This window comes from Shewanella sp. DAU305 (assembly GCF_026802235.1).
Lineage (GTDB): Bacteria > Pseudomonadota > Gammaproteobacteria > Enterobacterales > Shewanellaceae > Shewanella > Shewanella baltica.
The window spans coordinates 122,960-149,762 of the sequence record NZ_CP113808.1 but is presented as its reverse complement, the minus strand read 5'-3'; the positions used below and the strand labels follow the sequence as shown (position 1 = coordinate 149,762).

The window sequence follows — 26,803 nt, the reverse complement described above, 5'->3', positions numbered from 1 at the left end:
TTTTTGTTTCTAGGTTTTGATCAAGTTTTTTGATTCAGATGAGTCGATTTCAAATCAGCAGTGAGTAAGGGGAGTTAGCATGGCTTTATGGGGTGGAAGATTTCAGGGCGAAACGAGCGCGCTATTCAAATTATTCAACGATTCGCTACCCGTGGATTATCGCCTGTTCGAACAGGATGTGATCGGCTCTATCGCTTGGGCTGATGCGATTGCTAGCGTAGGTATTATCACAGCCACTGAATGCAGCGACTTGAAAAAAGCACTCAATGATTTGCTGGTGGAAGTGAATGGCGATCCAGCTATTATTCTCGCCTCGGGCGCCGAAGATATTCACAGTTTCGTCGAGTCTGCCTTGATTGCCAAAGTGGGCGATCTCGGTAAAAAACTGCACACTGGCCGTAGCCGTAACGATCAAGTTGCCACCGATTTAAAGCTTTGGTGTCAATCCGAAGGCCAAGCATTACTCGCGCGCCTTCAAAGCTTACATGCTGAATTGCTGGCGTTGGCTGAACGTGAATTTGATGCGGTAATGCCTGGTTACACTCACTTACAACGTGCACAACCTGTGACATTTGGTCATTGGTGTTTAGCGTATGTGGAAATGTATGAGCGTGATATCAGCCGTTTAGCCGATGCGTTAACCCGTGCGAACACCTGTCCATTAGGTTCAGGCGCCCTTGCTGGCACAGCCTATAAAATGGATCGGCATGCACTGGCTGCCGCGCTGAATTTTGCTGCACCGACGCTCAATAGCTTAGACAGTGTGTCAGACAGAGATCACGTGGTAGAACTGTGTTCAACGGCATCGATCAGCATGATGCATTTAAGTCGTATGGCCGAAGATTTGATTTTCTTTAACTCGGGCGAAGCCAACTTTATCTCTCTGAGTGATGAAGTGACCTCGGGTTCATCCCTGATGCCACAGAAGAAAAATCCTGATGCATTAGAGCTTATCCGTGGTAAAACGGGCCGGGTTTATGGCAGTTTAGTAGGCATTCTCACCACCATGAAAGCGCTGCCTTTGGCATACAACAAAGATATGCAGGAAGATAAAGAAGGCCTATTTGACGTAGTTGATAGCTGGGCAATTTGCCTCGATATGGCGGCGTTAGTGTTATCGGGTCTGAAAGTTAATCGTCCTAATGCGCTGTTAGCTGCGCAGCAAGGTTATGCCAACTCTACAGAGTTAGCTGATTATCTAGTTTCTAAGGGTATGCCTTTCCGTGAGGCGCACCACGTTGTGGGTGAAGTGGTGGTTGCCGCGATAGCGAAGCAAATTCCGCTGGAGGAATTCTCCTTGGCAGAGTTAAAAACCTTTGCCGCCATCATTGAGGATGACGTTTATCCCAACCTCACCATTGAAGCCTGTTTAGCGAAACGCGACGTGCTTGGTGGGACTGCTCTGCCGCAAATTCAGCAGGCGATCGCGGCTAAGAAATCCCGCTAAGGCAAGTTGTTCAAATCAACAAGCCAATAAAAAACGCGACTTTAAGTCGCGTTTTTTATTGGGTCATTATCCGTATGGGCAATGACTTTCTATGAGTCGTTTATTGGAATAGATCGTCAGTTGGCGCATCGATGAAGATGTTGTTCTCATCCTGAGTTTCGCTGATGTATTCCTTCGGCTCAGTGCCCGAGATGAAGTATTCGAACGCACTGGTATAGTCGGTTTTACGCGTGAGTTTACCCGTTGCTAAATCGATCCGTACCGAGACAATGCCTTCTGGTGGAATCGATGTGGTTTCAGGTGTGCCTTGTAAGACACTGTTCATAAACTCGTTCCAACCCGGACCTGCCGTTTTCGCGCCGGCCTCGGCGCCGGTTATCTGATCTTTCTCTGCGCTGGCATTCCATGCAGTTCTGCCCAGTTGTCGACCGTGATCGTCGAAGCCGACCCAGAACGTACTGGTGAGCACAGGGCTAAATCCACTGAACCACGTATCGCGAGATTCGTTGGTTGTCCCTGTTTTACCTGCAATATCATGGCGTTTAATTAATCTTGCAGCACGCCAAGCCGTACCTTGCCAGCCAGTACCGTGACTCCAATCACCGCCACCCCAGATCACGCTCTTTAACGCTTCGGTGATGAGGAATGCCGTTTGCTCTGAAATGATCTGTGGTGCAAAGCGACCCGTTTGCTCGAAACACTGGGCAACAGGTGCACTCGGTTCAGCACTAGAGTCTCCACTAACACTGAACGCCATAGGATCGCTCGGTGTAACTGGTTGGCTAAGACTTTGGCTAGGCTTACAGGCCAATGTTGGATTCGCTTTCTCAATCACATTACCGTAGGCATCTTCGACGCGATCGATGTAGAAAGGTTCGAGTAAGAAACCACCGTTAGCAAACACGTTAAATGCCGTGACCACTTGTAATGGCGTTACTGAAGACGAACCTAATGCAATCGACTCGTTACGCGGTAAGTCACTAGGGTCGAAACCAAATTTAATCAATTCTGCAATGGTCGCATCGAGTCCAACATGGCGCATTGCACGCACAGACATCACGTTGATTGATTGCGCTAAGCCCACACGTAAACGGGTTGGGCCGCCATAGATATCAGGCGAGTTTTTAGGGCGCCATGCGGTGCCTTGGCTGATATCGGGTTTATTGATCGGTGCATTGTTGATGAGAGTCGCTAAGGTAAAGCCTTTCTCTAATGCGCCAGCATAGATGAAAGGTTTGATGTTCGAACCTAATTGGCGTTTTGCTTGAGTGACGCGGTTGTATTGGCTTTGGCTAAAGCTATATCCGCCGACTAAAGAACGAATCGCACCATTTTGTGGGTTGAGTGACACAGTCGCGCTGGCAACTTCTGGTACTTGCGATAACTGCAAATATTGGCCGTTATCACGGATCCAAATACGCTCACCAACCTTGAGCATGTCAGAAGCTGACTTAGGTACACTGCCTTGACGCTTATCGGTAATAAATTTACGCGCCCACTTCAAACCATCCCAAGTAATGACTTTAGTCTCGCCCTTGGCGGTCATGACGCTGGCTTGTTGATCTGCAACGCTGATGACGGCTGCGGGTTGCAGTTCTTGAATCGAAGCCACCTTGGACAGTTCAGCCTTGATTTGGGCTTGATCTGGTTTTTCGTCTGTCCACAGTACGGCGGCAGGACCACGGTAGCCATGACGCTCATCATAGGCATAAACGTTATTACGTAATGCTTGCTGAGCTTTCAGTTGTATATCCGATGAAATGGTTGTGTAGACATTGTAGCCATTGGTATAAGCTTCTTCTTCGCCGTACTTTTGCACCATATAATCTCTTGCCATTTCAGAAATATACGGCGCATAGAGATCAATTTCGGCGCCGTGGTATTTAGCGACCAGCGGTTCTTGTAGTGCGGCTTGGTATTCGGCTTGGCTGATGTAACCTACTTCATTCATCCGCATGAGGACGACATTACGGCGAGCGACGGCACGAGAAGGTGAGGTCACAGGGTTGAGTGTCGAAGGCGCTTTGGGTAAGCCCGCGATCATACTCATTTCTGAGAGTGTAAGGTCTTTAACATCTTTACCGAAATAAACTTGTGCAGCGGCACCAACACCATAGGCGCGTTGGCCTAAGTAAATGCGGTTCACATAGAGTTCTAAAATCTCGTCTTTGGTGAGTAATTCTTCAATGTGATAGGAGATAAAAATCTCCTTCACTTTACGAATAATGGTTTTATCGCGGGTTAAGAAGAAGTTACGCGCAACCTGCATGGTAATGGTACTGGCACCTTGCTTTTTCTCACCTGTGGTCAACATCACTAATGCGGCGCGAAGTACACCTACAGGATCTATACCACCATGCTCGTAAAAACGCGCATCTTCAGTTGCGATAAACGCTTGAAGTAGGGGTTTTGGCACTTCGTCTAACTTCAATGGAATGCGACGTTTCTCACCAAATTGTGAAATAAGTTTGCCGTCACTGCTGTAGATGCGTAAAGGTGTTTGAAGTTGCACATTTTTTAGTGTTGAAACATCCGGCAAATCCGGCAAAACATAAAAGTATGCTGCCACAATGGCGCCTACTCCCAAAAGGGCTAGACTGAATAGTGCTATAACAATACGTTTTAACCACTTCACCAAAATTTATCCTAATGTTCCGTTAAGTGCGACAGTATATAAGGCGTACACCTCTTGGTGAAGTAAAAACGTGAGAAGCTTAAAATAGCGTTTGTAAAATGATGAAACATTCGATACAAGTAAGTATAACAAGTTGATTTTGTGCTAATCTCTTTTACTGAAATATAAATAAAAAAGTGACAATGGATATGCTTTCAAATTTATGGAAGCGTCAGGCTCCGCAGATGGTGGGAATTGACATAGGTTCCCATGAAGTTAAGGCCATTTTGTTGAGCAAGACTGCTGATGGATACAAGATATTGAGTCATGCGGCGGTACCCATTAAAAAGGGGGCCGTTAACGATCATGATATTCGTGATGCAGATGCCGTTGTCGAATGCCTTAGGCAAATAAAACGCAATTTACCTAAATCGGTTAAATATGCGGCGGTTTGTGTTTCAGGCTCTGCTGTGATGACCAAAGTGATCTACATGGATGCTTCGCTGAGCGAGGAAGAAATGGAGGCGCAGATAGAAATTGAAGCCGACAACCTTATTCCGTATTCACTCGATGAAGTCAGCATAGATTTTGAAACCCTCAGCGTAAATAGTACAGATCCAACCAAGGTAGATGTGTTGTTGAGCGCATGCCGTACTGACAACATTGATGTCAGAGTCGATGCGCTCGATAGCGTAGAGCTTGAGGCCAAAGTTGTTGATGTCGAGGGTTATGCTTTAGGCCGCGCCGCCGAATTGATTCTGGCACAACTACCCGAAGGGGCGAAACATAAGGCCGTCGCTATGGTTGATATCGGCGCGAATATGACCACTTTCTCTGTAGTTGAAGCGGGTGAGACGACTTTTATTCGCGAGCAAGCCTTCGGTGGTGAGCAATTTACTCAGTCAATTTTATCTTTCTATGGCATGTCCTACGATCAAGCTGAGAAAGCAAAAGTTGAAGGCGACCTACCACGAAATTATATGTTTGAAGTCTTGTCACCTTTCCAAACTCAGCTATTACAACAAATAAAACGTACGCTACAAATCTATTGTACTTCGAGCGGTAAAGATAAAGTCGACTATCTCGTATTATGTGGTGGGACATCTAAATTAGAAGGTATGGTTAATTTACTGACGAATGAATTGGGTGTTCACACTATCATCGCTGATCCTTTTCAAGGGTGTTTGCATGCCGATGAGTCGGTTAAAAGTGCGCTGCAACCCACAATCAGCAAATATATGGTTGCTTGTGGCTTAGCATTGAGGAGTTACGGTCAATGGCGAACATAAACCTACTCCCTTGGCGAGAAGAGGCGAGAGAAAAACAAAAGCGCGATTATATTGGTATTTTAGCTGCGGTATTTTTAGCGTCGGCGATTTTAGTCTATGTGGCAGTATCTCTATTGGACGTTATGACTGATGAGCAGAAAGCGCGTAATAGTTATTTGCAATCGGAAATTAGCCTGCTCGAAACACAAATTTCTGAGATTAAGAAAATTACCGAGCGTAAGAAAGACATTGAGCGTCGCACCGAAATTATTCTGAATTTACAACAATCCCGTAATTTACCTACTCATGTGTTAGATGAGCTAGTGCGAATAGTGCCCCCTGGAATATACCTTTCTAGCTTAGAGAAAAAGGGCAGTTTGTTACTGATAGAAGGGCGTAGCGAATCAAATAATAACGTTGCTAATATGATGCGTAAGGTAAAAACCTCTGAATGGCTAACCGATCCGAATATGCAATCGATCGTGACCCAAAATGAAGAATTACGGCAATTACAGCGATTCAGTTTAAGAGTCACGATTAAAGGCGCGAATGTAGGTGAGCCTGAGAAAATGACAAAAGGAGCGAGTAAATGAAACTCGATCTAAGTCAGTTTAATGATATCGACTTTGAAAATATTGGTGGTTGGCCTAACCAAGTTAAAAGTTTTTTCGCGATCCTATTAGCACTTTGTGTTTTTGCTGCGGGTTATTTCTTAGTCGTTTCAGATTCGGTTGATACTTATACCGCAGAGCAAGATAGGGAATTACAACTCAGAGATGACTTTAAGAATAAGTATCAACTTGCCGCAAATTTAAAACTCTATCGTGAGCAGCTAGCAACGATGGAAGTGCAATTCGCCGAGTTACTGAAGATGCTACCCTCTGAGAATGAAATGCCTGGTTTGCTAGACGATTTAACCTTCGTCGCGACTGATGCAGGACTTCGAATAAAGAGCTTAGATTGGGAGCCGGAAATTCAGCGGGATTTCTATATTGAGTTTCCCATCAAAATGTCCGTGACGGGCGATTATCATCAGCTAGGTAATATGGTGAGTGGCGTAGCAAAACTGCCACGTATTGTCAGCCTTCATGATTTTACCATTAAGCGCGATGATGCTGGCAACTTAGCAATGGACATTTTAGCCAAGACCTATCGCTTTAAAGAGGGGGCTGAATTACCGCCTGAAAAGCCTGCTAAGAAGGGGAAGAAATAATGAAATTCTTACCTCTAGTGGTTATGTGTATTTTTTTAACGGGTTGCGTTGGCGATCGCAGTGATTTAGAGCTATTTGTTACTACAACCAAAGCGCAACATGTTGCTCATATCCCGCCCTTGAAAGAGCCGCCGAGATTTGAGCACTTCGCCTATCAAGCTGAGTTAATGCGTAGCCCTTTTGTACCTCCTTCGCGTGAATTAACGGAAGAGGTTGTCGATACCAGCAAGGATTGTTTACAACCGGATTTAAAGCGTCGAAAAGGGCGGTTAGAAACTTATCCTTTAGATAATTTAAAAATGCGCGGCACCTTAAGTGAAGCTGATACGACTTGGGCATTAGTTGAAACAAATGACGGCAGTGTGTATCGGATGGGAGCTGGTGAGTATTTAGGTCTGTTTAATGGACGCATTTCTAAAGTTACTTCACAAAATGTCGAAGTAGTAGAATTAATTCCAGATGGTTCTGGTTGTTGGTCCGAAAGGACAAGCAATTTAGAACTTTCTGGAGAATAACGAGCGAAGGATGAGGGAATAATGAAATCTTCTGCCGCGATAAAAGTCCCGTTAATTTCTTCAGGCTTAATCAAGTCTGTTATAGGGATCGCACTGGTATTTGGAATTTTGCCATCGAGTTTTGCGGCAAATCGATTAATGGATGTTAAATACCATGCTTTGGTTGATCATCAATTGGAGCTCGAGCTGGTCTTTGAAGAGGCGGTCGCTCCGCCTTCAATAGATTCAAATGCCTCGCCCGCAGAGCTAGTGCTGACCTTCGATAACACTATCTCAGGTTTATCTAAGGATCGTTTACCTATTAATCAGGTTGGGGTGACAGACATCACCACTGAGCAGCAAGATACTCGTCTTAAAGTCATCTTAGGTATGTCCAAAGTGAAACCTTACCAAGGTTCTGTCATGGGCAATTCATATCGATTAACAATCAACGATGAAGTGGCGGGTACTCAAGCCCAAGCTGAAAACCCTTTCGTTAATAGCATTAAAAATATCGATTTTCGTCGTAATGATAATGGTGGCGGTGAGCTATTAGTCTATCTAAATAATCGCTCGGTTGCGGCTAATGTCGAGCAAGTGGGCGCTAAGCTCGAAGTGAAGTTATATAACACAGATATTAATAACGATCTTCTGTATGTTATGGATGTGAAAGATTTCTCCACGCCAGTAAAAAGCTTCGAGACATTTAAAGAAGATTTAACGGCGCGTATTGTCGTCGATATTACGGGTGAGTATGAATTCACTTACAAGCAAGAAGATAACCTCTTTAGACTCTCAATGAATAAAGTCGAGAGGGCCGCCGCCAAGAAAGATGTTAAAAAATACAATGGCCGGACTTTGTCGCTTAACTTCCAAAATATCCCAGTGCGCACTGTGTTGCAGATCATCGCCGACTATAATAACTTTAACTTAGTCACCAGCGATACTGTGGAAGGCAATATCACCTTAAGATTGGACGATGTGCCTTGGGATCAAGCTTTAGAATTAATTCTGCAAACCAAAGGATTAGATAAGCGTATCGAAGGTAACATCTTAATGGTGGCGCCGAGCGAAGAACTGGCAATTCGTGAAAGCCAGAACCTCAAAAACAAACAAGAGGTTAAAGAGTTAGCACCGCTCTATTCTGAGTACTTACAAATTAACTACGCTAAAGCGGTCGATATTGCTGAGTTATTGAAAAGCGCGGATTCAAGCTTACTTTCACCACGCGGTTCAGTCGCGGTCGATGAACGTACTAACACAGTGTTAGTGAAAGATACGGCTGAAACGATTGAGAACATTCACCGTTTAGTCGAAGTGCTCGATATCCCCATCCGCCAAGTGTTGATCGAGTCACGTATGGTGACAGTGAAAGACGATGTCTCCGAAGACTTAGGTATTCGTTGGGGCGTCACAGATCAGCAGGGTAGTAAGGGAACCTCAGGCACATTAGAAGGTGCACAGAGTATTGCCAATGGGATTATTCCTACTCCCGATCAGCGTTTGAACGTTAACTTACCCGCGGCAGCCACCAATCCAGCGAGTATTGCCTTCCATGTCGCTAAATTGGCGGACGGTACCATTCTTGATTTGGAATTAAGTGCGCTAGAGCAAGAAAACAAAGGTGAAATCATCGCTAGCCCTCGTATTACCACCTCTAACCAAAAGGCGGCTTATATTGAGCAAGGTGTCGAGATCCCTTATGTGCAGTCGACTTCGAGTGGTGCAACGTCAGTCACGTTTAAGAAGGCGGTGTTGTCTCTACGGGTTACACCCCAAATTACGCCTGATAACCGAGTCATTTTAGATTTAGAAATCACTCAAGATTCTCAGGGTAAAACCGTTGATACTCCAACGGGTCCCGCAGTTGCCATCGATACTCAACGCATCGGCACCCAAGTGCTCGTTAATAACGGCGAAACCATAGTGCTTGGTGGTATTTATCAACAAAATCTGATTAGCCGTGTGAGTAAAGTGCCAATTCTAGGTGATATTCCCTTGGTAGGTTTCCTGTTTAGGAACACATCAGACAAAAATGAGCGTCAAGAGCTACTTATTTTCGTCACCCCCAAAATAGTCGGTGAGAAGATCTAAGCACTTGCTATGTATCGACTAAAGCCAGCAGAGATTGCTGGCTTTATTATTACTGTTATACAATTCTTTGCATAAATAGCGCACATGGCTTGCCATAGTAGACCCTAAGCTGAGATAATCCTCGGTCAAGTCTCATAAGAGCAAGGTAACATATAGGTCGGCTTGATTTTGAGTCGATATAGGCATACTTTTCAATAAGATTCAGACGTACAAGAAATGGCTGAAAAACGTAATATTTTTCTGGTAGGCCCTATGGGCGCAGGTAAAAGCACAATTGGTCGCCATCTGGCGCAAATGCTGCATTTAGAATTCCACGATTCAGATCAAGAGATTGAGCAACGCACAGGCGCTGATATTGCTTGGGTGTTTGACGTCGAAGGTGAAGAAGGCTTCCGTCGTCGTGAAGCTCAGGTTATTGCTGATTTGTCTGAAAAACAAGGTATCGTCCTTGCCACCGGTGGTGGTTCAGTACAAAGCAAAGATATCCGTAATCATCTGTCTGCTCGTGGCATTGTGGTTTATCTGGAAACCACTATCGACAAACAGGTCGCTCGTACTCAAAGAGACAAGCGACGCCCATTATTGCAAGTGGATGATCCTCGAGAAGTGTTGGAGAATCTTGCAGAGATCCGTAATCCATTGTACGAAGAAATTGCCGATGTGATTGTCAAAACCGATGATCAAAGCGCAAAGATTGTCGCCAATCAGATCATTGAGCAATTAGGTTTTTAGGCAGAATTTATGAAGCAAATTCAGGTTAATTTAGGTGTACGTAGTTATCCCATTTACATTGGCCAGAATTTGATGAGTGATGGCGAGACCTTGTCTCGCTACCTGCTTAAAAAACGTATTCTTATCGTCACCAATGAAACTGTCGCGCCTTTGTATCTTAAACAGATACAAGAGACGATGGCTTCGTTTGGTGAGGTAGAGAGTGTTATCCTCCCCGATGGCGAACAATTCAAAGACTTAGCGCATCTAGATACTATTTTTACTGCATTGCTGCAGCAAAACTATGGTCGAGATTCTGTGCTGGTGGCTTTGGGTGGCGGCGTAATTGGTGATATGACGGGCTTTGCCGCGGCATGTTATCAACGTGGGATCGATTTTATTCAAATTCCGACAACCCTATTGTCGCAGGTGGATTCTTCCGTCGGCGGTAAAACGGCTGTTAACCATCCTTTTGGTAAAAACATGATTGGGGCCTTTTATCAGCCACAAATCGTGCTTATCGATACTTTATGTTTACATACGCTTCCAGCGCGCGAGTTTGCGGCGGGAATGGCGGAAGTCATCAAGTATGGCATCATGTGGGATGCTGATTTTTTTCAATGGCTTGAAGATAATGTAACGGCACTAAAAACCTTAGATGCCCAAGCATTGGTTTATGCTATCTCCCGTTGCTGTGAGATTAAGGCTGATGTGGTTAGCCAAGACGAAACTGAGCAGGGTGTACGTGCTTTATTGAATCTAGGTCATACCTTTGGTCATGCGATTGAAGCCGAAATGGGCTACGGTAATTGGTTGCATGGTGAAGCCGTGTCAGCTGGCACAGTCCTTGCTGCTCAAACAGCTAAGGCACTGGGGCTTATCGATGAGTCAATAGTTTGTCGTATCATACAGTTACTACAAGCTTTTGATCTTCCAGTGAGTGCGCCGGAATCTATGGATTTCGACAGTTTCATTCAACATATGCGACGCGATAAAAAAGTTTTAGGCGGTCAGATTCGACTGGTGCTCCCAACGGCAATAGGCCGCGCGGATGTGTTTAGTCAAGTTACAGAATCTACCCTTGAACAGGTTATTCGCTGCGCATAAACACTGTGTGGTGGGCGAGTGACGTTTCAAGGTTCTGTCTTGCTTCCTTCTCAGGAAGCCCTCATACAAAGAATGCATCATGTTGCCAGTTATAGCGATCAGCTACTGGTGCTTTCTGGTGTCAGCGGTTCAGGCAAAACCACCTTAGTGACCGGATTAGCGACCGATTTTGACGAGTCAAATGCAGCATTTGTGATTTGCCCTATGCATGCCGATAACGCTGAAATCCGCCGTAAAATTTTGGTTCAGTTAATTTCATCCCCGATTTTTGACGACGATATTCCCCTCGCCGATACCCTGTTGCGGCTTGCTAGCACGCAAACTAAACCTTTACATATCATTATCGATGATGCGCATTTATTGCCTAAGGCATTATGGGCTGAGTGCATTATTCTCAATCAAATTCAGTGTGCGGGTAAGAATATTGCCGTCACACTCACTGTTCCACCGGCATTTTTAGCAGATCTACTTCCACAATTACCGGAGCAGTTACGGCGGCAGATATTGCCTATCAGTATTGAGCCGTTAACCATGCCTGAGCGTGAGGCCTTATATCAAACTTTACTGAGATACAGCGAGCAAAATCCTTTTACGCCAAGGGAAATTGTGCGCAGTCAGCTTGAGAAGCAAACCGGTACGCCGCAGGAAGTGGTCAATCTGTTAGATAAAGCCTTGCATAGCACGCCAGAGAAAACATCTTCTTGGATGAAGTATAAAGCCGTGATGGTGACGGCTGTGAGTATGTTACTCGCCTTAGGTATTTGGCTTGGCGTTACTCAGCCTTTTTCTGAGGAGCAAGCTCCAGAGGTCGTGACTTATCCATCGATAGATTCACCCGTCTTTTTGTCCTACGGGGAAAAAGTCTTAACGCCCTATTTTACGCTGCGCGCTGAGCAGCTGAAGCTCGCCGCGGAGACTGCGAAAGTGATTGAAATCGAGACGGCAGAAGCCAAAAATGAACAAGCCGTCGATCCCTTAAGTGAATTCCACGGTGAAGCGCCACATCCCATGCCTGACGATGCTGCCTTCGTGAGTGTGGGTGAAGTGAGTAGCAAGTCTTTTGGTGAGGATAAGCCGCCTGAGGATACTGAACCACAAGCTAAATCGGCTCAGACTCAACCCGCAACCATTGATGCTGCAAAGGTTGATAAGCCGGTAGCTAAAGCGGGCTTGGATACGCAAAAGCCGCTCAAAGGTTACACAATACAGATTGCCAGTGTTGCTCAGTTGGATACCCTGCGTGCAACATTAAAGAGTATTGAGCATCTTGAGGGCGTTCGCGTTGCACAACATAAGCAGCGTTGGGTTGTCCTCGTTGGCAACTACGGTAGTAGCAAGTCAGCTTCGAATGCGGCGGCACAATTGGTTAAAGAGTATCGTTTCGAGCAGCCTTGGGTAAGAAAGTGGGCGGATTTAAAAGATTATCAACTAGAAGAAAGTCTGCCAAATCGTGAAATTTCAGAATAAACAGAGTACAATCATGGCCTTTATTTTTGTCGGCATTCATCAAGTTAAATGATAAAAAAACACAGAGCCTTCCTTAAGTGGGCTGGCGGTAAATTTAAATTGGTGGATGATTTGGCCAGTTATTTACCCACTGGAGACCGTTTGGTCGAGCCATTCGTGGGTGCAGGATCCGTTTTCTTAAATACGGATTATCCTAGCTACCTGCTCTGTGACATTAATCAGGACTTGATTGAGTTATACCAGATTGTGAAGCATCAACCAGAAGCTTACATTGCCGCGGCTAAGGCAATGTTTGTTGATGAGATGAATCAAAAAGACGCTTACTATCAGGTGCGGACCGACTTTAATAAATGTCGCGACCCTTTCCAACGTTCCGTGTATTTCCTCTATCTAAACCGTCATGGTTTTAATGGCTTATGCCGTTATAACCGTAAAGGCGGCTTCAATGTGCCCTTTGGTTCCTATAAAAAGCCGTATTTCCCCGAAAAGGAAATTTGGGCCTTTTCTGAAAAAGCGCAACGTGCCGAGTTTAAATGCATAGGCTACGAAAAAGCCTTTGAGCAGACACGTAGCGGCGATGTGGTTTACTGCGATCCTCCTTATGCGCCATTATCTACCACATCCAGTTTCACTACGTATGTCGGTGCGGGCTTTAGTCTAGACGACCAAGCGCTGCTGGCCCGTCATTCGCGCCATACAGCACTAGAACGCGGTATTCCAGTGTTGATCAGTAATCACGATATTCCATTGACTCGCGAGTTATACCGCGGCGCTCACTTAGCGAAAATCCAAGTGCAACGTAACATTAGCCAAAATGGCAGTGGTCGTAACAAAGTGGATGAGTTGATGGCGTTATATGATGAAAATTACGATCCAAAGGATGACTAGGTTTGACATAGCCTACGTTCAGCTAAGCACTTGTCCTACGAGAAACATCAGGCTTGCCACTAAGATGACTGCCAACACGATTCCCATTGCGATATAAGGTAATGGCGAGCTAGTTTGGAAGTCTTTTTTACGATTTTCGTCAGTTTGTACCCCGAAAAAGGCGGCGACGGTACTGTGGAATACTTGCCAGATACGGCTAAGCATTAATAGGCGAGATGCGATGTAGTGGGTTTGAGATCATCCATAGGCTTATCTTGATGACCGTGTAATAGCTCAAGCAGATCGACAAAGTGGAACTGACTCGAACGGTTTTTACCTGTGAGCCACGTTTTCCAGCTTAGGGTTTGTGCTTGATCGGCGCAGCGATTATTAGGATGACTACTAGGTAAAGCACTATTGTAACGGGTATCACTGCTACAAGCGCAAGAAGCTGTTTCGGTATTTTCCGTGAGTTTTTCAACGCCAAAGGCTAACGTGGCCACGACAACTGCAGTGAATGCCAACATCATAGATGACTTAAATGTCACCGACCTAACATAGTGTGAAAACAAACTAAACCGCCCCTTCATAACGCTTCCTTTGAAATGAACCAGCATTGCGCCTCGAGTATAACAAACTCGCCTAGTTTATGAACAAAAATTTATCAATTGCCGCCAAAATGCGCGTAAATGTTAGCAGATTTCATATTATACCAATCACATTAAATATCTAATCAGTTCAGAGCCTCACAGGCATCTCAATCCAAGGCGCATTGACGCAGAAATGGTTATTCCCTTTTAAGTCAATGCAACACGGGAGTGGGATGCCTGTGAGGCTCCCGAAGGGCGGCTGATGTTAACGGCATGGCAACGCGCTTTATACTTCGTTCAAGGCTTTAGACAGAGCACCACTATGCCTTCAAGCCTTCGCCTTGTCTAAATCGCGTTGAACTCCCGCTGAATGAACAGATATTTAATACGATTGGTTTTATCTAGACCCCTATTGACTACGATAGTTGCTGAATGTGTTGCTTTGCTGACTGCTACATCGCGTATCAATTGCCAGAAATGTGGCTTTAGCTATAGAGGCTTAGCTTGGCTCAGGGTAAAATAAGGCACTTTTTATCCAAATAGCAGCGAGTGTTTTATGCGTCCATTCTTGATTGCTCCATCGATTTTATCTGCCGATTTTGCCCGTTTGGGCGATGATGTAAAAGCCGTGTTAGATGCGGGGACCGACGTAGTGCATTTTGATGTGATGGATAATCACTATGTTCCTAACTTAACGATTGGCCCCATGGTGTGCCAAGCGCTGCGTAACTACGGTATTACCGCCGATATTGATGTGCATTTGATGGTCAAGCCAGTTGACCGCATCGTGCCTGATTTTGCTAAAGCGGGCGCGTCTATTATTACTTTCCACCCTGAAGCCTCTGAGCACGTCGATCGCACTCTTCAGCTCATCAAAGAGTGCGGTTGTAAGGCGGGTCTCGTGTTTAATCCTGCGACACCACTGCATTATCTTGACCATGTGATGGATAAACTCGACGTGATCCTATTGATGTCAGTGAATCCTGGTTTTGGTGGTCAATCCTTTATCCCATCGACCTTAGATAAGCTGCGTCAAGTGCGTGCGCGTATCGATGCCAGTGGTTTTGATATTCGCTTAGAAGTGGATGGCGGCGTTAAGGTTGACAATATTGCCGAAATCGCGGCCGCCGGTGCCGACATGTTTGTTGCGGGTTCTGCCATTTTCGGCAAGCCAGATTACAAAACCGTTGTTGATGAGATGCGTGCCGAACTTGCTAAAGTTGGGGCATAGGTATGTGGGATAAGATTAAAGCGATAGCGTTTGATCTTGATGGCACGCTGATCGACAGTGTGCCTGACCTAACCGTTGCCACGCAGGAAGCCTTAGCCGAGTTAGGTTTGAAGAGCTGCTCAGAGGCGCAAGTGCGTACTTGGGTCGGTAACGGCGCCGAGATGTTGATGCGCCGCGCCATGACCCATGCCTTGGGATCGGATGTTGAGCAAACCGCGCTTGATGCGGCCATGCCGATTTTTATGCATCACTATCAAGAGAATCTTGAGAAGCACAGTGCGCTGTATAGCGACGTGCATCAAGTACTACAAACCTTGTTCGATGCAGGTTTTAAGCTCGCCGTTGTCACCAATAAACCCTATCGTTTTACCTTTCCATTACTCAATGCCTTTGGGATTAATGACTTTTTCAGCTTAGTGTTAGGTGGCGACACTCTCGCTAAGATGAAGCCCGATCCTTTGCCGCTGCAGCACTTATTACATGAGTGGCAATTGGATAAAGAGGCGTTATTGATGGTCGGCGACTCTAAAAACGACATTTTAGCGGCGAAAGCGGCTGGGATAGCGTCAATCGGCTTGACCTACGGCTACAACTACGGTGAAGATATTGGGCTCAGTGGCCCAGATGCCGTATGTGAGCAATTTAGTGAGATTTTGAACTGGGTAAAACCTACTAAGTAATGCGTGTTTACCCGTTCTTTAGTCGATTTTTTATAGTCTTTTTATATATAGATAGTGGAGCAATGACGTAATGACCAAACCCATAGTACTCAGCGGTGCACAGCCGTCCGGCGAATTAACCATAGGTAACTACATGGGTGCATTGCGTCAATGGGTTGCGATGCAAGATAGCCACGACTGCCTCTATTGTGTGGTCGACTTGCATGCCATTACCGTGCGTCAAGATCCTAAAGCGTTGCGCGAAGCCTGTTTAGACACCTTAGCCCTGTATTTGGCCTGTGGCGTCGATCCTAAAAAGAGCACAGTGTTTATCCAGTCACAGGTACCACAACATACGCAATTAGGTTGGGCACTAAACTGCTACACCCAAATGGGCGAGTTGAGCCGCATGACGCAGTTTAAAGATAAGTCACAAAAGCATGCTAACAACATCAACGTGGGTCTGTTTGGTTACCCAGTGCTGATGGCGGCGGATATTCTGATTTATCAAGCGAACGAAATCCCAGTTGGTCAAGATCAGAAGCAACACCTTGAGTTAACTCGTGATATCGCGACTCGCTTCAACAATGCCTACGGCGATACTTTCACCATTCCTGAGCCGTTTATTCCTGAACATGGCGCGAAAGTGATGTCGCTGCAGGAGCCGTTGAAGAAGATGTCTAAGTCAGACGAGAACCGTAATAACGTCATCGGCCTGCTAGAAGATCCAAAAGCCGTGCTGAAGAAGCTGAAAAAAGCTATGACAGACAGTGATGAGCCGCCAGTCGTGCGTTTCGATATGGAGAATAAGCCAGGCGTTTCTAACCTGCTGAGTTTAATGTCGGGTGTGACGGGACAAAGCATCGCAAGCCTAGAAGCCGAGTTTGAAGGCAAGATGTATGGCCATTTGAAAGGGGCAGCAGGCGAAGCGGTTGTGAGCATGTTAGAGCCGCTGCAAGAGCGTTACCGCACGATTCGTGCCGACCGTGCTTACTTAGACCAAGTGATGAAAGCTGGCGCTGAAAGTGCGCAGGCGCGCGCCGAAGTGACATTGAAGAAAGTGTACGAGAAGATTGGTTTGTTAGTGTAATCAATCGATATCGATAAATTAAGCCGACGTCAGCGTCGGCTTTTTTGTGTCTGTCTGTTCACCTTAGGCCTGTGATTTTAGCCAAGAGGAGAAGGCGGCAATCGCAGGTTCTGATAAACGGCGTTGCTTACAAAAGAAAGTAAATTCAAATCCGGTATGCACATCGGGAAGATTCAAGGCGACTAAACGCCCTGTGGTGATATCGCCAGCCACCATAAAGTCCGGCGCTAGGGCTAAGCCTTGGCCTGCAATCGCCGCCTCAATCGCCATCACAATATGACTAAACACATGCTGTTGTTCGTTATCGAGTGGGATCTGGTGTGCCGATGACCATTTGTGCCAGTCGAGTCCGAGTGGGCCTTCATCGACAACCAGCAGGGCTTGTTGCTGGAAATTGCTCAGGCTAATGTCGCGCCATTTAAGGTAGAAATTTGGGCTGCACACTGGGATTAACCGTTCTTTATGCAGTAACTGTTGCCAATAGCCGCGTTGATTCAGTTTACCTGCGATAAAGATATCCGCCGTGCTAGTGCTTAGATCAGGATCTTGGGTGATCATTTCGAGGCGGATTTTCACGCTCGGATATTGGCGGCGAAAATCGGTGAGTCTGGGGATCAACCATTTCACCGAGAAGGAACTGTAAACAGCTAAGCACAGCTGCTGATTGGGCGTGTCGCGAACCTTCAAATTAAGATCACTTAACTCGTTGAATATCCGCTCTAACTCTAGAAATAGTCCGTGTCCTTTTGGGGTTAACTGCAGTTTACGCCCCTGACGGTCGAACAGTTGCTCGCCAAAATACTCTTCTAATACCCGCACTTGGTGAGAAACCGCACTTTGGGTGATGCACAGTTCATCGGCCGCCTTAGAAAAATGCTGTTGTCTGGCGGCGGCTTCGAACACTTGCAGAGCGCGTAATGGTGGGAGCTTTCTCATTATTTTCAATATCTAAAGGCTTTAGTATGAATCTAATTCATCTAGCATGAGAAAGCATCATTTCAGCTTAAGTTTTGCGAGGATTATCATGCCGCCATTGAGATTTATGGATGTTAAAAAATGCAACGCCCAGTTGTTATCGGTTTGATTTTATTGATAGTAGGTAATCTATTCAGTGCCTTCTATGATGTGTCGATCAAGTGGTTGCCGGACGATGCAAATGCCTCGACTTTCCTCCTTGTCAGGCAAGTCTCCTCAGTCTTTATGCTGTTGCCAGTGTGGCTGTATTCACAGCGGCCAATGACAACACATGTTTCAGTTCACCTTTGGCGTGCCAACATAGGCTCAGTTGGCGCGCTTTTTTTAATTATTGGCTTGATGGCATTGCCACTCGCGACGGTTAGTTCATTATTTTACTCGGCGCCTTTGATGATCATCTTGATGGGGTATTTTTTCCTGAGAGAGCGGATCACTGCCGCCCAGACCATCTGCACAGGCTTAGGTTTTGTCGGTATTTTGATTATCCTGCGACCGAGCGAAATGAACTGGTATGGCATTGCTGTGCTATTTTCGGCTTTTACCTTTGCGGTGAATCAGTTAGCGCTGAAAAAAGTGCCCCATGCTGAACATCCCGTATTAACGCTGATGTTGTATAACTTGCTGGGTATTCCGGCGACGTTAGTGATTGCGGCGTTTCAGGGAATTGAAGGTTTGAGTTGGGAGCTGGTGGGCGTGGCATTGCTGAGCAACGTATTCTTACTTGTATATCACTGGTTCTGTGTGCTGGCCTACCGTAAAGCACAGGCGAGCGATATCGCGATTGCAGAATATAGTGGCTTGTTATTTATCGTCTTTTTAGGCTGGTTGTTGTTCGATGAATGGTTGGATAATTTAAGCTGGCTTGGCGCCGCTTTGATTGTGTTGCCTTCGTTGTTTTTACCTTGGCTAGGGTCGTTGTTATCAAAATCGACGCCTAAGATAGCGGATACGCTAGCGGGGAAATAATGGTGAGCGTTTAAGCCTAAGTGTACGAGTTGACTCGCGACTTAGGCTTCACTTCCACTACGCTCAAATGTCCAGACAGGCTCAAATTGTAAAATCACTCTGTATATTCAAATACTCTTACCACTTTACGCACGCCTGCTGTATTGCGCGCGATATCAACGGCTAAGTCTGCTTGCGAGCGATGGATCACGCCGAGCAAGAAGACTTCACCATTTTCAGTGATGACTTTAATGCGAGTCATATCCAAATCTTTCTCGTTTAGCATGCGGCCCTTCACTTTGGTGGTGATCCAAGTGTCGTTGCTACGTGTGGTGAAAGAAGTTGGGTTGCCAATGCGGATCTGATTGTGGATCTTGCCGCCTAGCTTAAGATCTTGTACGACCTTGATGGCTTTATCTCTTAACGTAGAGTTAGGGGCTTGGCCTATCATAAGCACATTGCCATTGACGGACACACCAGTGATATTAGTTTGTTTTTTAAGATCTTCTTGCTCTAGTAGCGCACTAGTGATCCTAAAATCCGTATTAGTATCATCAATCTGTGTCTTAACAGTACGCTCATCGTTGGCCATCATAGCGCCACTCACTGCGCCCACCATAACGGCACCGGCGCAGCCTTGTAGCAGCAAGCAAACCATTAACAGCGGGGCAGCGTGTCTCATTGCTGCTCGTCCTGCGGGAAGAGTGTGCGGTCAATGTTGTCACACAGGCAGTGGATCACCAGTAAGTGTACTTCTTGAATACGTGCGGTGACGTTTGAAGGCACGCGGATTTCCACATCGCCCACGCTCAGCAGGCCTGCCATAGCGCCGCCATCTTTACCTGTTAGTGCAACGATAGTCATGTCACGGCTTAGTGCGGCTTCCATAGCTTTGATCACGTTTCCTGAGTTACCGCTGGTGGAGATCGCCAGCAGAATGTCGCCCGGTTGACCTAAGGCAAAAATCTGTTTTGAGAAAATCTCATCATAGCTATAGTCGTTGGCGATAGCTGTGATGGTTGAAGTGTCAGTAGACAGGGCGATGGCCGGTAAGGGTGGACGTTCAATCTCGTAGCGGTTTAGCAGTTCGGCTGAGAAATGTTGTGCATCGCCAGCACTGCCGCCGTTACCGCAAGCAAGGATTTTATTGCCACCCAAAAGACAGTGCACCATCATCTCGGCCGCTTTGGCGATTGATTCTGGCAGTGCTTCGGCTGCATCGATTTTTGTCTGGATAGATTCAGTAAAGCTGTCTTTAATGCGTTCTAACATGGATAAATCCTTTCAGGATAAAGTGTTGCTATCATGCCATATTTCCACAAGCGTGTTGAGGCACAGACGTTAAAAATAATTTGTGTCGCTACTCTCGCACTATTGGCGCTTAAAAGGCATCGACGAGCCAATGAATTTGATCGGCTTCCATGGCGATGACATCGAAACGACAGGGCACATCGAGTCTATTGAGTTGCAAATAATGGTTAGCCGCTTTGCGAATCCGCGTGATTTGCGCCGCGCTTAAAGCCTGTAATGCGCCGCCATATTGGGTTGCCGAGCGATACTTCACTTCAACAAATACCCAATGGCTCTTATGGCGCATGATCAAATCAATTTCCCCAAACGGATAGCGGACATTACGTTCGACAAAAGTTAACCCTTGCTGTTCAAGGTAACGTTGTGCGTGCGCTTCTGCCTGCTGTCCGAGTGTCATAGCTGGCGGAAGCTGCCTCTTTGGTAACGTCCCCAGCTTAATTGGCGGTTTACTATGCCATCTGGACTAACCGATAAAGCGCCGCTGCGGCCATTGAATTGGTAACCCGTAAATGAGCGCATTTGTGCTAAACGGCCGATCAAGTCCATCGCATCATAACCCATAACAAACAAACGTTTCTGACTGTTATTCCAGCCCGAAAATAGTGTGTTGACCATTAGGTTTTCTTCGCCGTTTTGCATCAGCCAAGGGGCATCACTGAGGGTGAGGTTATTTAAATCCTGCGCAGTTTGTGTGCTTTCGTTCTCAACTCGGCTGCGGCTTGAGGTATACAAGGGCACAGGTTGAGTGAACACGCTGAAGTTAACATCGATAAAGGCCTTGAGCAGAGTCAGATCCTGCGGCGTTGAAATCATATAAATGGCATCAATATCTTGGCGTGAGCGGAAGTCAGCCTGCACTGAGTTACCCAGCAGCTCCTTGATGCGTGCGATACGGGCTTGGCTATCACGCACGCCAAGGGCATCTTGCACTGTGGTTTTCATTTGGTCGCCGCCATCGTAGTAATAGACTTCGACGACGTTATCGCTCTTCTTTTTCCACGCTTGAATAAAGCTTTCGGCCATGCGTTTGCCAAGGGCATCGTTACTGGCGAGCAGTAACGGCATAGTTACGCCATCTTGATATAAATGCTCCGCCGCATCGGCCGCCTCTTGTGCGGGAGACAATGCAAAGTAGAACTTATTCGGATCGGGTGTGAACTTATCAACTTGATTTAAAAATAGTTGTGGTACAGGCGCAGCAGGTGCTGCAGCAACCGTATTGGCCGTTTTGTCTGGGTTGGCAGCATTGGCCAGCGCATTAGTGGTGGCAGTATTTGCTGCATTCATCACTTGTATTTGTTCGATTTCAGTCGGTAGTAATGGGCCAATAATAAACTCGGCTCCTGCTGTCAGTGCCTGTTGATAAGCACTCGCCGCATCGTTGGCCGTGTCGTAAAAATTCACTGCGACTTGATCGTTTTGCTTTGCCATATAGCTGGCTAATATACCTTGGCGAATCGCATTGGCGGCGTTCGCTCTTGGACCCGTCAGCGGCAACAGCACGGCAATGTTTTTCGGTGTAAAAGGCTTAGCGTTGAGGGCTCTGTCTAAATCGGCAGGCAACTTTGCCGCAGCTGGGTGATAAGGGTTCTGCTTTTGCCATTCACCTAAGTAGCGCACTAACTGGGTGGGATCGACGGCATAATGCTTAGCGATATAAGCCAGTTGTAACCAGCCTGCAAACACTGGACTTTTAGCATCTTGGGTAAACGTCTTTATAGTTTGTTCGTGCATCGGCTGCAGCACTTGCCAAATGGTGTTATTCACTTCGTTGGCTTGGGCGGGTGGCAAGTAAGTTGTCAGTAAACTCAACTCGCGTACTTGTTCAATTGGCTGTTTATTCAATTGATATAAATGCGCCTTGAACTGGTGATAGGCCGTCATCTGCCAGCTTGGCAGGCTCCAATTACTTGGATAATTTAAGGTTTTAAGGGCATCACTGTAGGTGGACGTGTGTTCAAGCACACGTGCAGTTAAGTATTTATGTTCGGCCAGTAATGTTGGGCTCTGAGTTAAGCTCGGCTGTATCGATTTAAGCAGCTTCTGCGCCGCGGCATAGTCATTGGCATTAATATAGGCATGGGCTGCTAGCAGCAGATTAGTATCGCGCTGCTGCGGATCTTTACTATTGGCCGCTTGCGCCAAATAGACATTTGCCGCCAAAGGTGCGGATGCTAATGAGGTAGCCAATGTGGCGGTTGTTCCAGTGGAATTGGGCGATGAAACACCACAACCCGCCAAGATTACCGATAAAATGGCCACGGAAACGAACTTAGTTGTATTCAGGCTTTTTAACACTGGGCTTCACTCTGGTAAGATGCGGCCTCTAGTTTAACCTTCTCTCGCGCTTGACGAAAGTCTTGGCACTGTCATTACAGAGGTATATATGGACCAAAGCGTCGCACTCTACATAGTTCCTACTCCCATAGGTAATTTGGGCGATATGAGCTCACGGGCAATAGAGGTGCTGAATCAGGTTTCATTGATCGCCTGTGAAGATACTCGCCACAGCGGTAAGTTGTTGAGCCACTTCGGCATTACCACTAAAACTACGGCTTTGCATGACCACAACGAGCGTGCGCGTGCCCAGTGGATTGTGGATCAGCTTGCCGCTGGGTTGTCGATAGCCTTAATTTCCGATGCGGGTACGCCGTTGATTTCTGATCCTGGCTATCACTTAGTCTCACATGTGCGCCAATCTGGGTTTAATGTGATCCCTTTGCCGGGCCCTTGCGCGGCGATTACTGCCTTAAGCGCCTCTGGTTTGCCATCGGACCGTTTTACTTTTGAAGGTTTTCTGCCCTCAAAAGAAAAAGCCCGCGCCGATAAGTTATTGGCACTGAAAGAAGATCCGCGCACGCTGATATTTTATGAATCACCCCACCGCATCGAGCATAGCTTAACGACTATGGTCGAAGTGCTGGGCGGTGATCGCCATGTGGTGATGGCGCGTGAAGTGACGAAAACCTTCGAAACCTTTTTATCTGGCCCAGTTTCAGAAGTGCTCGCTAAAGTAAGCACTGACCTAAATCAGCAGAAGGGTGAAATCGTTCTTATGGTGCATGGCTACTATTTGAGTGATGACGAAGCGATTCCCACAGTCGCCATCAACACGCTCAAACTCTTATGTGAAGAATTGCCATTGAAGAAAGCCGCTGCAATTGCCGCGCAAATTCATGGACTTAAAAAGAATGCCTTGTATAAATACGGCCTAGAGTCTGATTTATAAGCGCTAAAACGGCCGCGAGCGGATTATCTGTGGTGCATCAGGGTGGCTTAGGCTATAATCCGCGCCGAGTTGGCCAGACAGTCGCCGCGTTCGTAAGAACGGGGAGGAAAGTCCGGGCTCCAAAGAGCGGGGTGCCAGGTAACGCCTGGGCGGTGTGAACCGACGACAAGTGCAACAGAGAGTAGACCGCCTGCCTGATTTATCAGGTCGGTAAGGGTGAAAGGGTGCGGTAAGAGCGCACCGTGCGGCTAGCAATAGTTCGTAGCAAGGTAAACTCCACCCGGAGCAAGACCAAATAGGGTTCCGTATGGCGTGGCTCGCGTTGGAACCGGGTAGGTCGCTTGAGCCTGTGAGCGATTGCAGGCCTAGATGAATGACTGTCCAAGACAGGACCCGGCTTATCGGCCAACTCACCTCATTCAATAAAAAGCCCGTTTGTCGTAATGACAAACGGGCTTTTTGTTTTTTAACTGTTGCAGTTTTAAGTGACCGTTACTTTTTAAATTATTAAAAATCAAAGTATTGAATTCCCCGTCCGTATCCAATCTATATCCTATTTAGTTGTCTGTTCTGTCGCTCTCTTTATCATCCTTCGCTGCAGGTAAAAATTACCCTATGTAGGTAACATCTACCGTTAACTGAGGGCGTGGATATAAAGTATTTAAATCTAAGTATTTGTTTTTGTTTGCTTATATCAATTGGCTTAGCCGTTGCATTAGTTTATATGCAAAGTGCAGCATTTTGTTGCATTGCACTCGGTTCATCAAGGAGTCTGCTAATGGCCAGTTCAAAAAGTGTAACAGAACAAACTAACAGTAAAGATAATGGCGCGTTAAATTCGCCAACCACAGCGAAAGCCAGCGAAGTGACGCATCATGCCGTTGACGCTGTGGCAGAGAAAGCCGCTGTTGCAGAGGATACTTTGCGTAAAACCGCCGCCAGCTCGCAGGAAACGATGGCGCACAAGCAAGAGGAAATCAAACAGCAACTGCAAAGCTCTTACAGTAAAACCCGTGAGCTGGCAGCGCAAAATCCTCTGGCTACAGCCGGGATAGCGTTTGCTGCTGGTGTAGTGTTGACGGCTTTGTTACGCCGTCGCTAAGGTGGGGTTATGCAAAACCGTGCACAGTCAGAGGCGCCAGAGCAAAGACCTGTCCAGCATGCTGAATCCACTGGGCAGCCAACATCCGCTGCCCAGAATAAAGTGGTTGATCAGGCCATTGAGCAATTGGCTGAGATAGCGGCACTGAGCAGTTCGGTGAAGCAAGCCTATATCAATCAGTTAAATTTGGCAGGGAAAATAGCAACGGCAGAATGGCAGCTAACGGGTCGCAGCTTGATTATTGCTGCGGCTTTGGTTGTCTGTTTTGGGACGGGTATTACCCTATTCTGGGGCAGTATCTTGTTGTTGCTGGGCTATTTGCTGTTTCAACTGAGCGGCTCGTTGTTGATTACCGCGAGCGCGTTAGTGGTATTGCAGTTTGTGTTATTGATATGGTGTTGGCGTAGTCTGAGCTATGTGCTGTCGCAAGCGGGTTTCTCAAAGACTTGGCAGCAGTTACGGCTGTTGTTTTCTACTCAAAAATCAGCCCACAAACAACAGGAAGATCAACAATGCTAGTGCAACAGTTACTGAAAAAACAGCAATTGAAGCTCACTGTGCTCACCGACCAAGGTCAGCTGCAGCATGAGTTATTGCAGGTGAGGAAACAACAACTAGCGCAAAGCGGTCGTGCTTTCATCGGTTCGACTCCCGGCCTTATTGTCAGTTTTAGCTTGGGTTGTCTGTTTCAAATGCGCCACAACAGCACTGTAAAACTGCTGCGTAGTACCTTCGGTCTGCGTTGGATGACCAAGCTAATTGTTTGATCAGTATTTAAACGCCGTAACTTTTACCATGATTACTTTCATTGGTTTAGATATACGTTTCTTTTCGTTAACGCCGCTAAAATGATACCCCGCGTAAGCAGATGTAAGTACTTGGCTTGTTGTGTAGGACAGGGATGAGGGCTGGCAATAAGTTGTTGAATTTGGCTTAAATAAAGAGCGGCTATGCTGTGGGCCAACGTGTGGCTTGGGATAATAAATTCGTCAGTGTTGAAGGTGTTGACCAATTTATTTTCGATATGTTGCACAAGTTTAGTTTGTAATTGTTTCGTTGCGGCATCGAGATCGCTACCAAGTCTAAATGACATGGAACGGCGAAACATGCTGTTTCGGCTAAAAGTAATAAGCAGTTTTTCCAATGAGGGTGGCGTGTTAGTTGAAAGCCAGTCTTCGGCTGACTGAAGATCTGCGAAGATATCTTCAAAAATATTTTGATGGAGTGCAATAAGAATATCCAGCTTACGCTTGAAGTAGCGATAAAACGTCGTGCGGCCTACATCGGCTTTGTAGGCAATATCAGCCACTGCAATATCACGATAATCTTGCTGTTTCAGCATTTCCTTAAAAGCGTGGAGAACCTTGAGCACAGCCCGCGGGCTTTTCGCTATGTGCATGCAGTGCTTTGTGTGCATATTGGATCCCGCTTTAAATTCAACTCAGTTTAGGCGTGTGATTATACCTTAGCCTCAATGGCTCTTGTGTTGTGATTTTTGCTTAAGTGGAACAGATAGGCTCAGGTGTACCATTTGAAACATGCGGGCGAGTTTGTGCCTGATGATTAGGAATAATGGGCTTTATAGTGACGGTCATAGGGTTAACTGCAATGACAGTGTTACCTGAAATATGAAATTGTTACTACCGATGGAGAATCTGTGATGAGTGAAAATATTGAAGCGGCTCAACGTGATAATACAAATAACGCAATAAAACATAAGTTAAGGGTGGGTATTTTCCTTTACCCCGGCATGACGATGCTCGATGCCTATGGGCCACTACAGTTTTTAGCCTTTGTGCCATCTTTTGAAACCTTCACTTTTGCGAAAACCAGCATGCTATTACCCTGTGATGCGGGCGTTAACTTACAACCTAATTACGATTTTGAGCATTGCCCACCAATAGATATCCTGTTAGTGCCTGGGAGCGCAAATCCTTTGGCGCAAATACAGGATGAGCAAGTTATTTCCTTCTTAAAACGCAAGGGGGAGCAAGCGCAATACATTACATCTGTATGCACTGGTGCCTTGATTCTTGCGGCAACAGGTTTACTTAATGGTTATCGCACGACCACTCACTGGGCTTATGCTTCAGTGTTGGCACAATATCCTCAAATTACCTTTGAAAATAAACGTATTGTGATTGACCGTAATAGGATCAGTGGCGGCGGTATTACTGCAGGGCTCGATTTTGCTTTGGCACTCATTGCCCATATAGAGGGTGAACAACAGGCTAAAACACTGCAGTTATTGTTTGAATATGATCCTAAACCGCCCTTTAATTGTGGCTCACCTATATTGGCTGATGTGCTTTTGGTACAGAGGGTTGAACAGGAGGTTAGGCTGATAGCGTCAGGATTATTTTAGGCCACAAGGCGTCAAGGATCGTCT

Annotated in this window: 28 protein-coding genes and 1 other RNA gene; 20 read left to right on the top strand and 9 right to left on the bottom strand. The window is 46.3% G+C overall.

The window, feature by feature from the left end; translation table 11 throughout:
- Positions 1-79: 79 nt before the first annotated feature.
- Positions 80-1,447 carry an argininosuccinate lyase gene (gene argH, locus OX890_RS00620; RefSeq protein ID WP_268649919.1) on the top strand — a complete coding sequence of 456 codons (1,368 nt, stop codon included), beginning with the start codon at positions 80-82 and terminating at the stop codon, positions 1,445-1,447.
- Between the two features lie 100 nt (positions 1,448-1,547).
- Here the strand turns inward: argH and OX890_RS00615 are convergent, their stop codons facing one another.
- Positions 1,548-4,082, bottom strand: a complete 2,535-nt coding sequence (locus tag OX890_RS00615; RefSeq protein WP_268649918.1) for a penicillin-binding protein 1A — start codon at positions 4,080-4,082, stop codon at positions 1,548-1,550.
- Positions 4,083-4,270: 188 nt separating this feature from the next.
- Here OX890_RS00615 and OX890_RS00610 point away from each other — a divergent pair, with 188 nt between their 5' ends.
- The 9 genes from OX890_RS00610 (at position 4,271) to OX890_RS00570 (ending at position 13,303) form a co-directional block, all read left to right on the top strand.
- Positions 4,271-5,350, top strand: a complete 1,080-nt coding sequence (locus tag OX890_RS00610; protein WP_012090485.1) for a pilus assembly protein PilM — start codon at positions 4,271-4,273, stop codon at positions 5,348-5,350.
- A complete protein-coding gene (locus tag OX890_RS00605) occupies positions 5,338-5,922 on the top strand; it encodes a PilN domain-containing protein (protein ID WP_006084512.1) in 585 nt (194 codons plus the stop codon). The genes OX890_RS00610 and OX890_RS00605 overlap by 13 nt, the downstream gene beginning before the upstream one ends.
- Entirely contained in the window at positions 5,919-6,542 is a 624-nt protein-coding gene (locus tag OX890_RS00600) for a type 4a pilus biogenesis protein PilO (RefSeq protein ID WP_006083545.1), read from the top strand. Before OX890_RS00605 ends, OX890_RS00600 begins: the two co-directional genes overlap by 4 nt.
- Entirely contained in the window at positions 6,542-7,057 is a 516-nt protein-coding gene (locus OX890_RS00595; protein ID WP_006084511.1) for a pilus assembly protein PilP, read from the top strand. The genes OX890_RS00600 and OX890_RS00595 overlap by 1 nt, the downstream gene beginning before the upstream one ends.
- A gap of 21 nt (positions 7,058-7,078) precedes the next feature.
- Complete coding sequence (locus OX890_RS00590; protein WP_268649917.1) at positions 7,079-9,130, top strand: type IV pilus secretin PilQ; 2,052 nt, start codon at positions 7,079-7,081, stop codon at positions 9,128-9,130.
- A 216-nt stretch (positions 9,131-9,346) separates the two neighbouring features.
- Positions 9,347-9,862 carry a shikimate kinase AroK gene (gene aroK / locus OX890_RS00585; protein ID WP_006083542.1) on the top strand — a complete coding sequence of 172 codons (516 nt, stop codon included), beginning with the start codon at positions 9,347-9,349 and terminating at the stop codon, positions 9,860-9,862.
- A 9-nt stretch (positions 9,863-9,871) separates the two neighbouring features.
- Entirely contained in the window at positions 9,872-10,948 is a 1,077-nt protein-coding gene (gene aroB / locus OX890_RS00580; RefSeq protein WP_268649916.1) for a 3-dehydroquinate synthase, read from the top strand.
- 18 nt (positions 10,949-10,966) lie between these two features.
- Positions 10,967-12,415 (top strand): AAA family ATPase, encoded by a 1,449-nt coding sequence (locus OX890_RS00575; RefSeq protein ID WP_126493071.1) that lies wholly within the window; start codon positions 10,967-10,969, stop codon positions 12,413-12,415.
- A 48-nt stretch (positions 12,416-12,463) separates the two neighbouring features.
- Positions 12,464-13,303 carry a Dam family site-specific DNA-(adenine-N6)-methyltransferase gene (locus tag OX890_RS00570; RefSeq protein WP_012588791.1) on the top strand — a complete coding sequence of 280 codons (840 nt, stop codon included), beginning with the start codon at positions 12,464-12,466 and terminating at the stop codon, positions 13,301-13,303.
- A gap of 18 nt (positions 13,304-13,321) precedes the next feature.
- Here OX890_RS00570 and OX890_RS00565 read toward each other — a convergent pair whose 3' ends face one another.
- Positions 13,322-13,507, bottom strand: a complete 186-nt coding sequence (locus OX890_RS00565; protein ID WP_006084506.1) for a DUF2970 domain-containing protein — start codon at positions 13,505-13,507, stop codon at positions 13,322-13,324.
- Positions 13,507-13,872, bottom strand: a complete 366-nt coding sequence (locus OX890_RS00560) for a hypothetical protein (protein WP_071940652.1) — start codon at positions 13,870-13,872, stop codon at positions 13,507-13,509. Before OX890_RS00560 ends, OX890_RS00565 begins: the two co-directional genes overlap by 1 nt.
- 556 nt (positions 13,873-14,428) lie before the next feature.
- Between OX890_RS00560 and rpe the strand changes: the two genes are divergently transcribed.
- The 3 genes from rpe to trpS all read left to right on the top strand — a co-directional run bounded on the left by rpe (position 14,429) and on the right by trpS (position 16,852).
- Positions 14,429-15,103, top strand: a complete 675-nt coding sequence (rpe, locus tag OX890_RS00555) for a ribulose-phosphate 3-epimerase (RefSeq protein ID WP_006084504.1) — start codon at positions 14,429-14,431, stop codon at positions 15,101-15,103.
- 2 nt (positions 15,104-15,105) lie between these two features.
- On the top strand, positions 15,106-15,783 hold the full coding sequence (locus OX890_RS00550; protein WP_126493069.1) for a phosphoglycolate phosphatase: 678 nt from the start codon (positions 15,106-15,108) through the stop codon (positions 15,781-15,783).
- A 70-nt stretch (positions 15,784-15,853) separates the two neighbouring features.
- Positions 15,854-16,852, top strand: a complete 999-nt coding sequence (trpS, locus tag OX890_RS00545) for a tryptophan--tRNA ligase (protein ID WP_011848127.1) — start codon at positions 15,854-15,856, stop codon at positions 16,850-16,852.
- Positions 16,853-16,915: 63 nt separating this feature from the next.
- Here trpS and OX890_RS00540 read toward each other — a convergent pair whose 3' ends face one another.
- On the bottom strand, positions 16,916-17,788 hold the full coding sequence (locus tag OX890_RS00540; protein ID WP_006083533.1) for a LysR substrate-binding domain-containing protein: 873 nt from the start codon (positions 17,786-17,788) through the stop codon (positions 16,916-16,918).
- Positions 17,789-17,908: 120 nt separating this feature from the next.
- Here OX890_RS00540 and OX890_RS00535 point away from each other — a divergent pair, with 120 nt between their 5' ends.
- Positions 17,909-18,793: a DMT family transporter gene (locus OX890_RS00535; RefSeq protein ID WP_126493067.1), complete on the top strand. Its 885-nt coding sequence runs from the start codon at positions 17,909-17,911 to the stop codon at positions 18,791-18,793.
- A gap of 94 nt (positions 18,794-18,887) precedes the next feature.
- Here OX890_RS00535 and dolP read toward each other — a convergent pair whose 3' ends face one another.
- From dolP to OX890_RS00515, 4 genes are all read right to left on the bottom strand, one after another.
- Positions 18,888-19,454: a division/outer membrane stress-associated lipid-binding lipoprotein gene (dolP, locus tag OX890_RS00530; protein ID WP_006083531.1), complete on the bottom strand. Its 567-nt coding sequence runs from the start codon at positions 19,452-19,454 to the stop codon at positions 18,888-18,890.
- Entirely contained in the window at positions 19,451-20,044 is a 594-nt protein-coding gene (locus OX890_RS00525) for a phosphoheptose isomerase (RefSeq protein ID WP_006083530.1), read from the bottom strand. The genes dolP and OX890_RS00525 overlap by 4 nt, the downstream gene beginning before the upstream one ends.
- Before the next feature lie 109 nt (positions 20,045-20,153).
- On the bottom strand, positions 20,154-20,480 hold the full coding sequence (locus OX890_RS00520; protein ID WP_006084496.1) for a YraN family protein: 327 nt from the start codon (positions 20,478-20,480) through the stop codon (positions 20,154-20,156).
- The gene (locus OX890_RS00515) at positions 20,477-22,381 is read right to left on the bottom strand and encodes a penicillin-binding protein activator (protein WP_126493065.1); all 1,905 of its coding nucleotides are present in this window, start codon (positions 22,379-22,381) and stop codon (positions 20,477-20,479) included. The genes OX890_RS00520 and OX890_RS00515 overlap by 4 nt, the downstream gene beginning before the upstream one ends.
- A gap of 88 nt (positions 22,382-22,469) precedes the next feature.
- Here OX890_RS00515 and rsmI point away from each other — a divergent pair, with 88 nt between their 5' ends.
- The 5 genes from rsmI to OX890_RS00490 all read left to right on the top strand — a co-directional run bounded on the left by rsmI (position 22,470) and on the right by OX890_RS00490 (position 25,181).
- Positions 22,470-23,312 (top strand): 16S rRNA (cytidine(1402)-2'-O)-methyltransferase, encoded by an 843-nt coding sequence (rsmI, locus tag OX890_RS00510; protein ID WP_268649915.1) that lies wholly within the window; start codon positions 22,470-22,472, stop codon positions 23,310-23,312.
- A 65-nt stretch (positions 23,313-23,377) separates the two neighbouring features.
- Positions 23,378-23,729: RNase P RNA component class A (rnpB, locus tag OX890_RS00505), an RNA gene on the top strand.
- Between the two features lie 361 nt (positions 23,730-24,090).
- Positions 24,091-24,414, top strand: coding sequence for a DUF883 C-terminal domain-containing protein (locus OX890_RS00500; RefSeq protein ID WP_012090475.1), 324 nt, complete (start codon positions 24,091-24,093; stop codon positions 24,412-24,414).
- Between the two features lie 9 nt (positions 24,415-24,423).
- Positions 24,424-24,933, top strand: a complete 510-nt coding sequence (locus tag OX890_RS00495; RefSeq protein ID WP_006083525.1) for a hypothetical protein — start codon at positions 24,424-24,426, stop codon at positions 24,931-24,933.
- Positions 24,927-25,181: a hypothetical protein gene (locus tag OX890_RS00490; protein ID WP_268649914.1), complete on the top strand. Its 255-nt coding sequence runs from the start codon at positions 24,927-24,929 to the stop codon at positions 25,179-25,181. Before OX890_RS00495 ends, OX890_RS00490 begins: the two co-directional genes overlap by 7 nt.
- Before the next feature lie 38 nt (positions 25,182-25,219).
- Here OX890_RS00490 and OX890_RS00485 read toward each other — a convergent pair whose 3' ends face one another.
- Positions 25,220-25,813 (bottom strand): TetR/AcrR family transcriptional regulator, encoded by a 594-nt coding sequence (locus OX890_RS00485; protein WP_268650639.1) that lies wholly within the window; start codon positions 25,811-25,813, stop codon positions 25,220-25,222.
- A 261-nt stretch (positions 25,814-26,074) separates the two neighbouring features.
- Between OX890_RS00485 and OX890_RS00480 the strand changes: the two genes are divergently transcribed.
- Entirely contained in the window at positions 26,075-26,779 is a 705-nt protein-coding gene (locus tag OX890_RS00480; RefSeq protein WP_063884630.1) for a DJ-1/PfpI family protein, read from the top strand.
- Positions 26,780-26,803 lie beyond the last annotated feature (24 nt).

Bases quoted from the DNA above. Each gene is read 5' to 3' on its own strand.
- argH (WP_268649919.1), top strand. From the start codon at position 80: ATGGCTTTATGGGGTGGAAGATTTCAGGGCGAAACGAGCGCGCTATTC.
- OX890_RS00610 (WP_012090485.1), top strand. From the start codon at position 4,271: ATGCTTTCAAATTTATGGAAGCGTCAGGCTCCGCAGATGGTGGGAATT.
- OX890_RS00605 (WP_006084512.1), top strand. From the start codon at position 5,338: ATGGCGAACATAAACCTACTCCCTTGGCGAGAAGAGGCGAGAGAAAAA.
- OX890_RS00600 (WP_006083545.1), top strand. From the start codon at position 5,919: ATGAAACTCGATCTAAGTCAGTTTAATGATATCGACTTTGAAAATATT.
- OX890_RS00595 (WP_006084511.1), top strand. From the start codon at position 6,542: ATGAAATTCTTACCTCTAGTGGTTATGTGTATTTTTTTAACGGGTTGC.
- OX890_RS00590 (WP_268649917.1), top strand. From the start codon at position 7,079: ATGAAATCTTCTGCCGCGATAAAAGTCCCGTTAATTTCTTCAGGCTTA.
- aroK (WP_006083542.1), top strand. From the start codon at position 9,347: ATGGCTGAAAAACGTAATATTTTTCTGGTAGGCCCTATGGGCGCAGGT.
- aroB (WP_268649916.1), top strand. From the start codon at position 9,872: ATGAAGCAAATTCAGGTTAATTTAGGTGTACGTAGTTATCCCATTTAC.
- OX890_RS00570 (WP_012588791.1), top strand. From the start codon at position 12,464: ATGATAAAAAAACACAGAGCCTTCCTTAAGTGGGCTGGCGGTAAATTT.
- OX890_RS00565 (WP_006084506.1), bottom strand. From the start codon at position 13,507: ATGCTTAGCCGTATCTGGCAAGTATTCCACAGTACCGTCGCCGCCTTT.
- OX890_RS00560 (WP_071940652.1), bottom strand. From the start codon at position 13,872: ATGAAGGGGCGGTTTAGTTTGTTTTCACACTATGTTAGGTCGGTGACA.
- rpe (WP_006084504.1), top strand. From the start codon at position 14,429: ATGCGTCCATTCTTGATTGCTCCATCGATTTTATCTGCCGATTTTGCC.
- OX890_RS00550 (WP_126493069.1), top strand. From the start codon at position 15,106: ATGTGGGATAAGATTAAAGCGATAGCGTTTGATCTTGATGGCACGCTG.
- trpS (WP_011848127.1), top strand. From the start codon at position 15,854: ATGACCAAACCCATAGTACTCAGCGGTGCACAGCCGTCCGGCGAATTA.
- OX890_RS00540 (WP_006083533.1), bottom strand. From the start codon at position 17,788: ATGAGAAAGCTCCCACCATTACGCGCTCTGCAAGTGTTCGAAGCCGCC.
- OX890_RS00535 (WP_126493067.1), top strand. From the start codon at position 17,909: ATGCAACGCCCAGTTGTTATCGGTTTGATTTTATTGATAGTAGGTAAT.
- dolP (WP_006083531.1), bottom strand. From the start codon at position 19,454: ATGAGACACGCTGCCCCGCTGTTAATGGTTTGCTTGCTGCTACAAGGC.
- OX890_RS00525 (WP_006083530.1), bottom strand. From the start codon at position 20,044: ATGTTAGAACGCATTAAAGACAGCTTTACTGAATCTATCCAGACAAAA.
- OX890_RS00520 (WP_006084496.1), bottom strand. From the start codon at position 20,480: ATGACACTCGGACAGCAGGCAGAAGCGCACGCACAACGTTACCTTGAA.
- rsmI (WP_268649915.1), top strand. From the start codon at position 22,470: ATGGACCAAAGCGTCGCACTCTACATAGTTCCTACTCCCATAGGTAAT.
- OX890_RS00500 (WP_012090475.1), top strand. From the start codon at position 24,091: ATGGCCAGTTCAAAAAGTGTAACAGAACAAACTAACAGTAAAGATAAT.
- OX890_RS00495 (WP_006083525.1), top strand. From the start codon at position 24,424: ATGCAAAACCGTGCACAGTCAGAGGCGCCAGAGCAAAGACCTGTCCAG.
- OX890_RS00490 (WP_268649914.1), top strand. From the start codon at position 24,927: ATGCTAGTGCAACAGTTACTGAAAAAACAGCAATTGAAGCTCACTGTG.
- OX890_RS00485 (WP_268650639.1), bottom strand. From the start codon at position 25,813: ATGCACATAGCGAAAAGCCCGCGGGCTGTGCTCAAGGTTCTCCACGCT.
- OX890_RS00480 (WP_063884630.1), top strand. From the start codon at position 26,075: ATGAGTGAAAATATTGAAGCGGCTCAACGTGATAATACAAATAACGCA.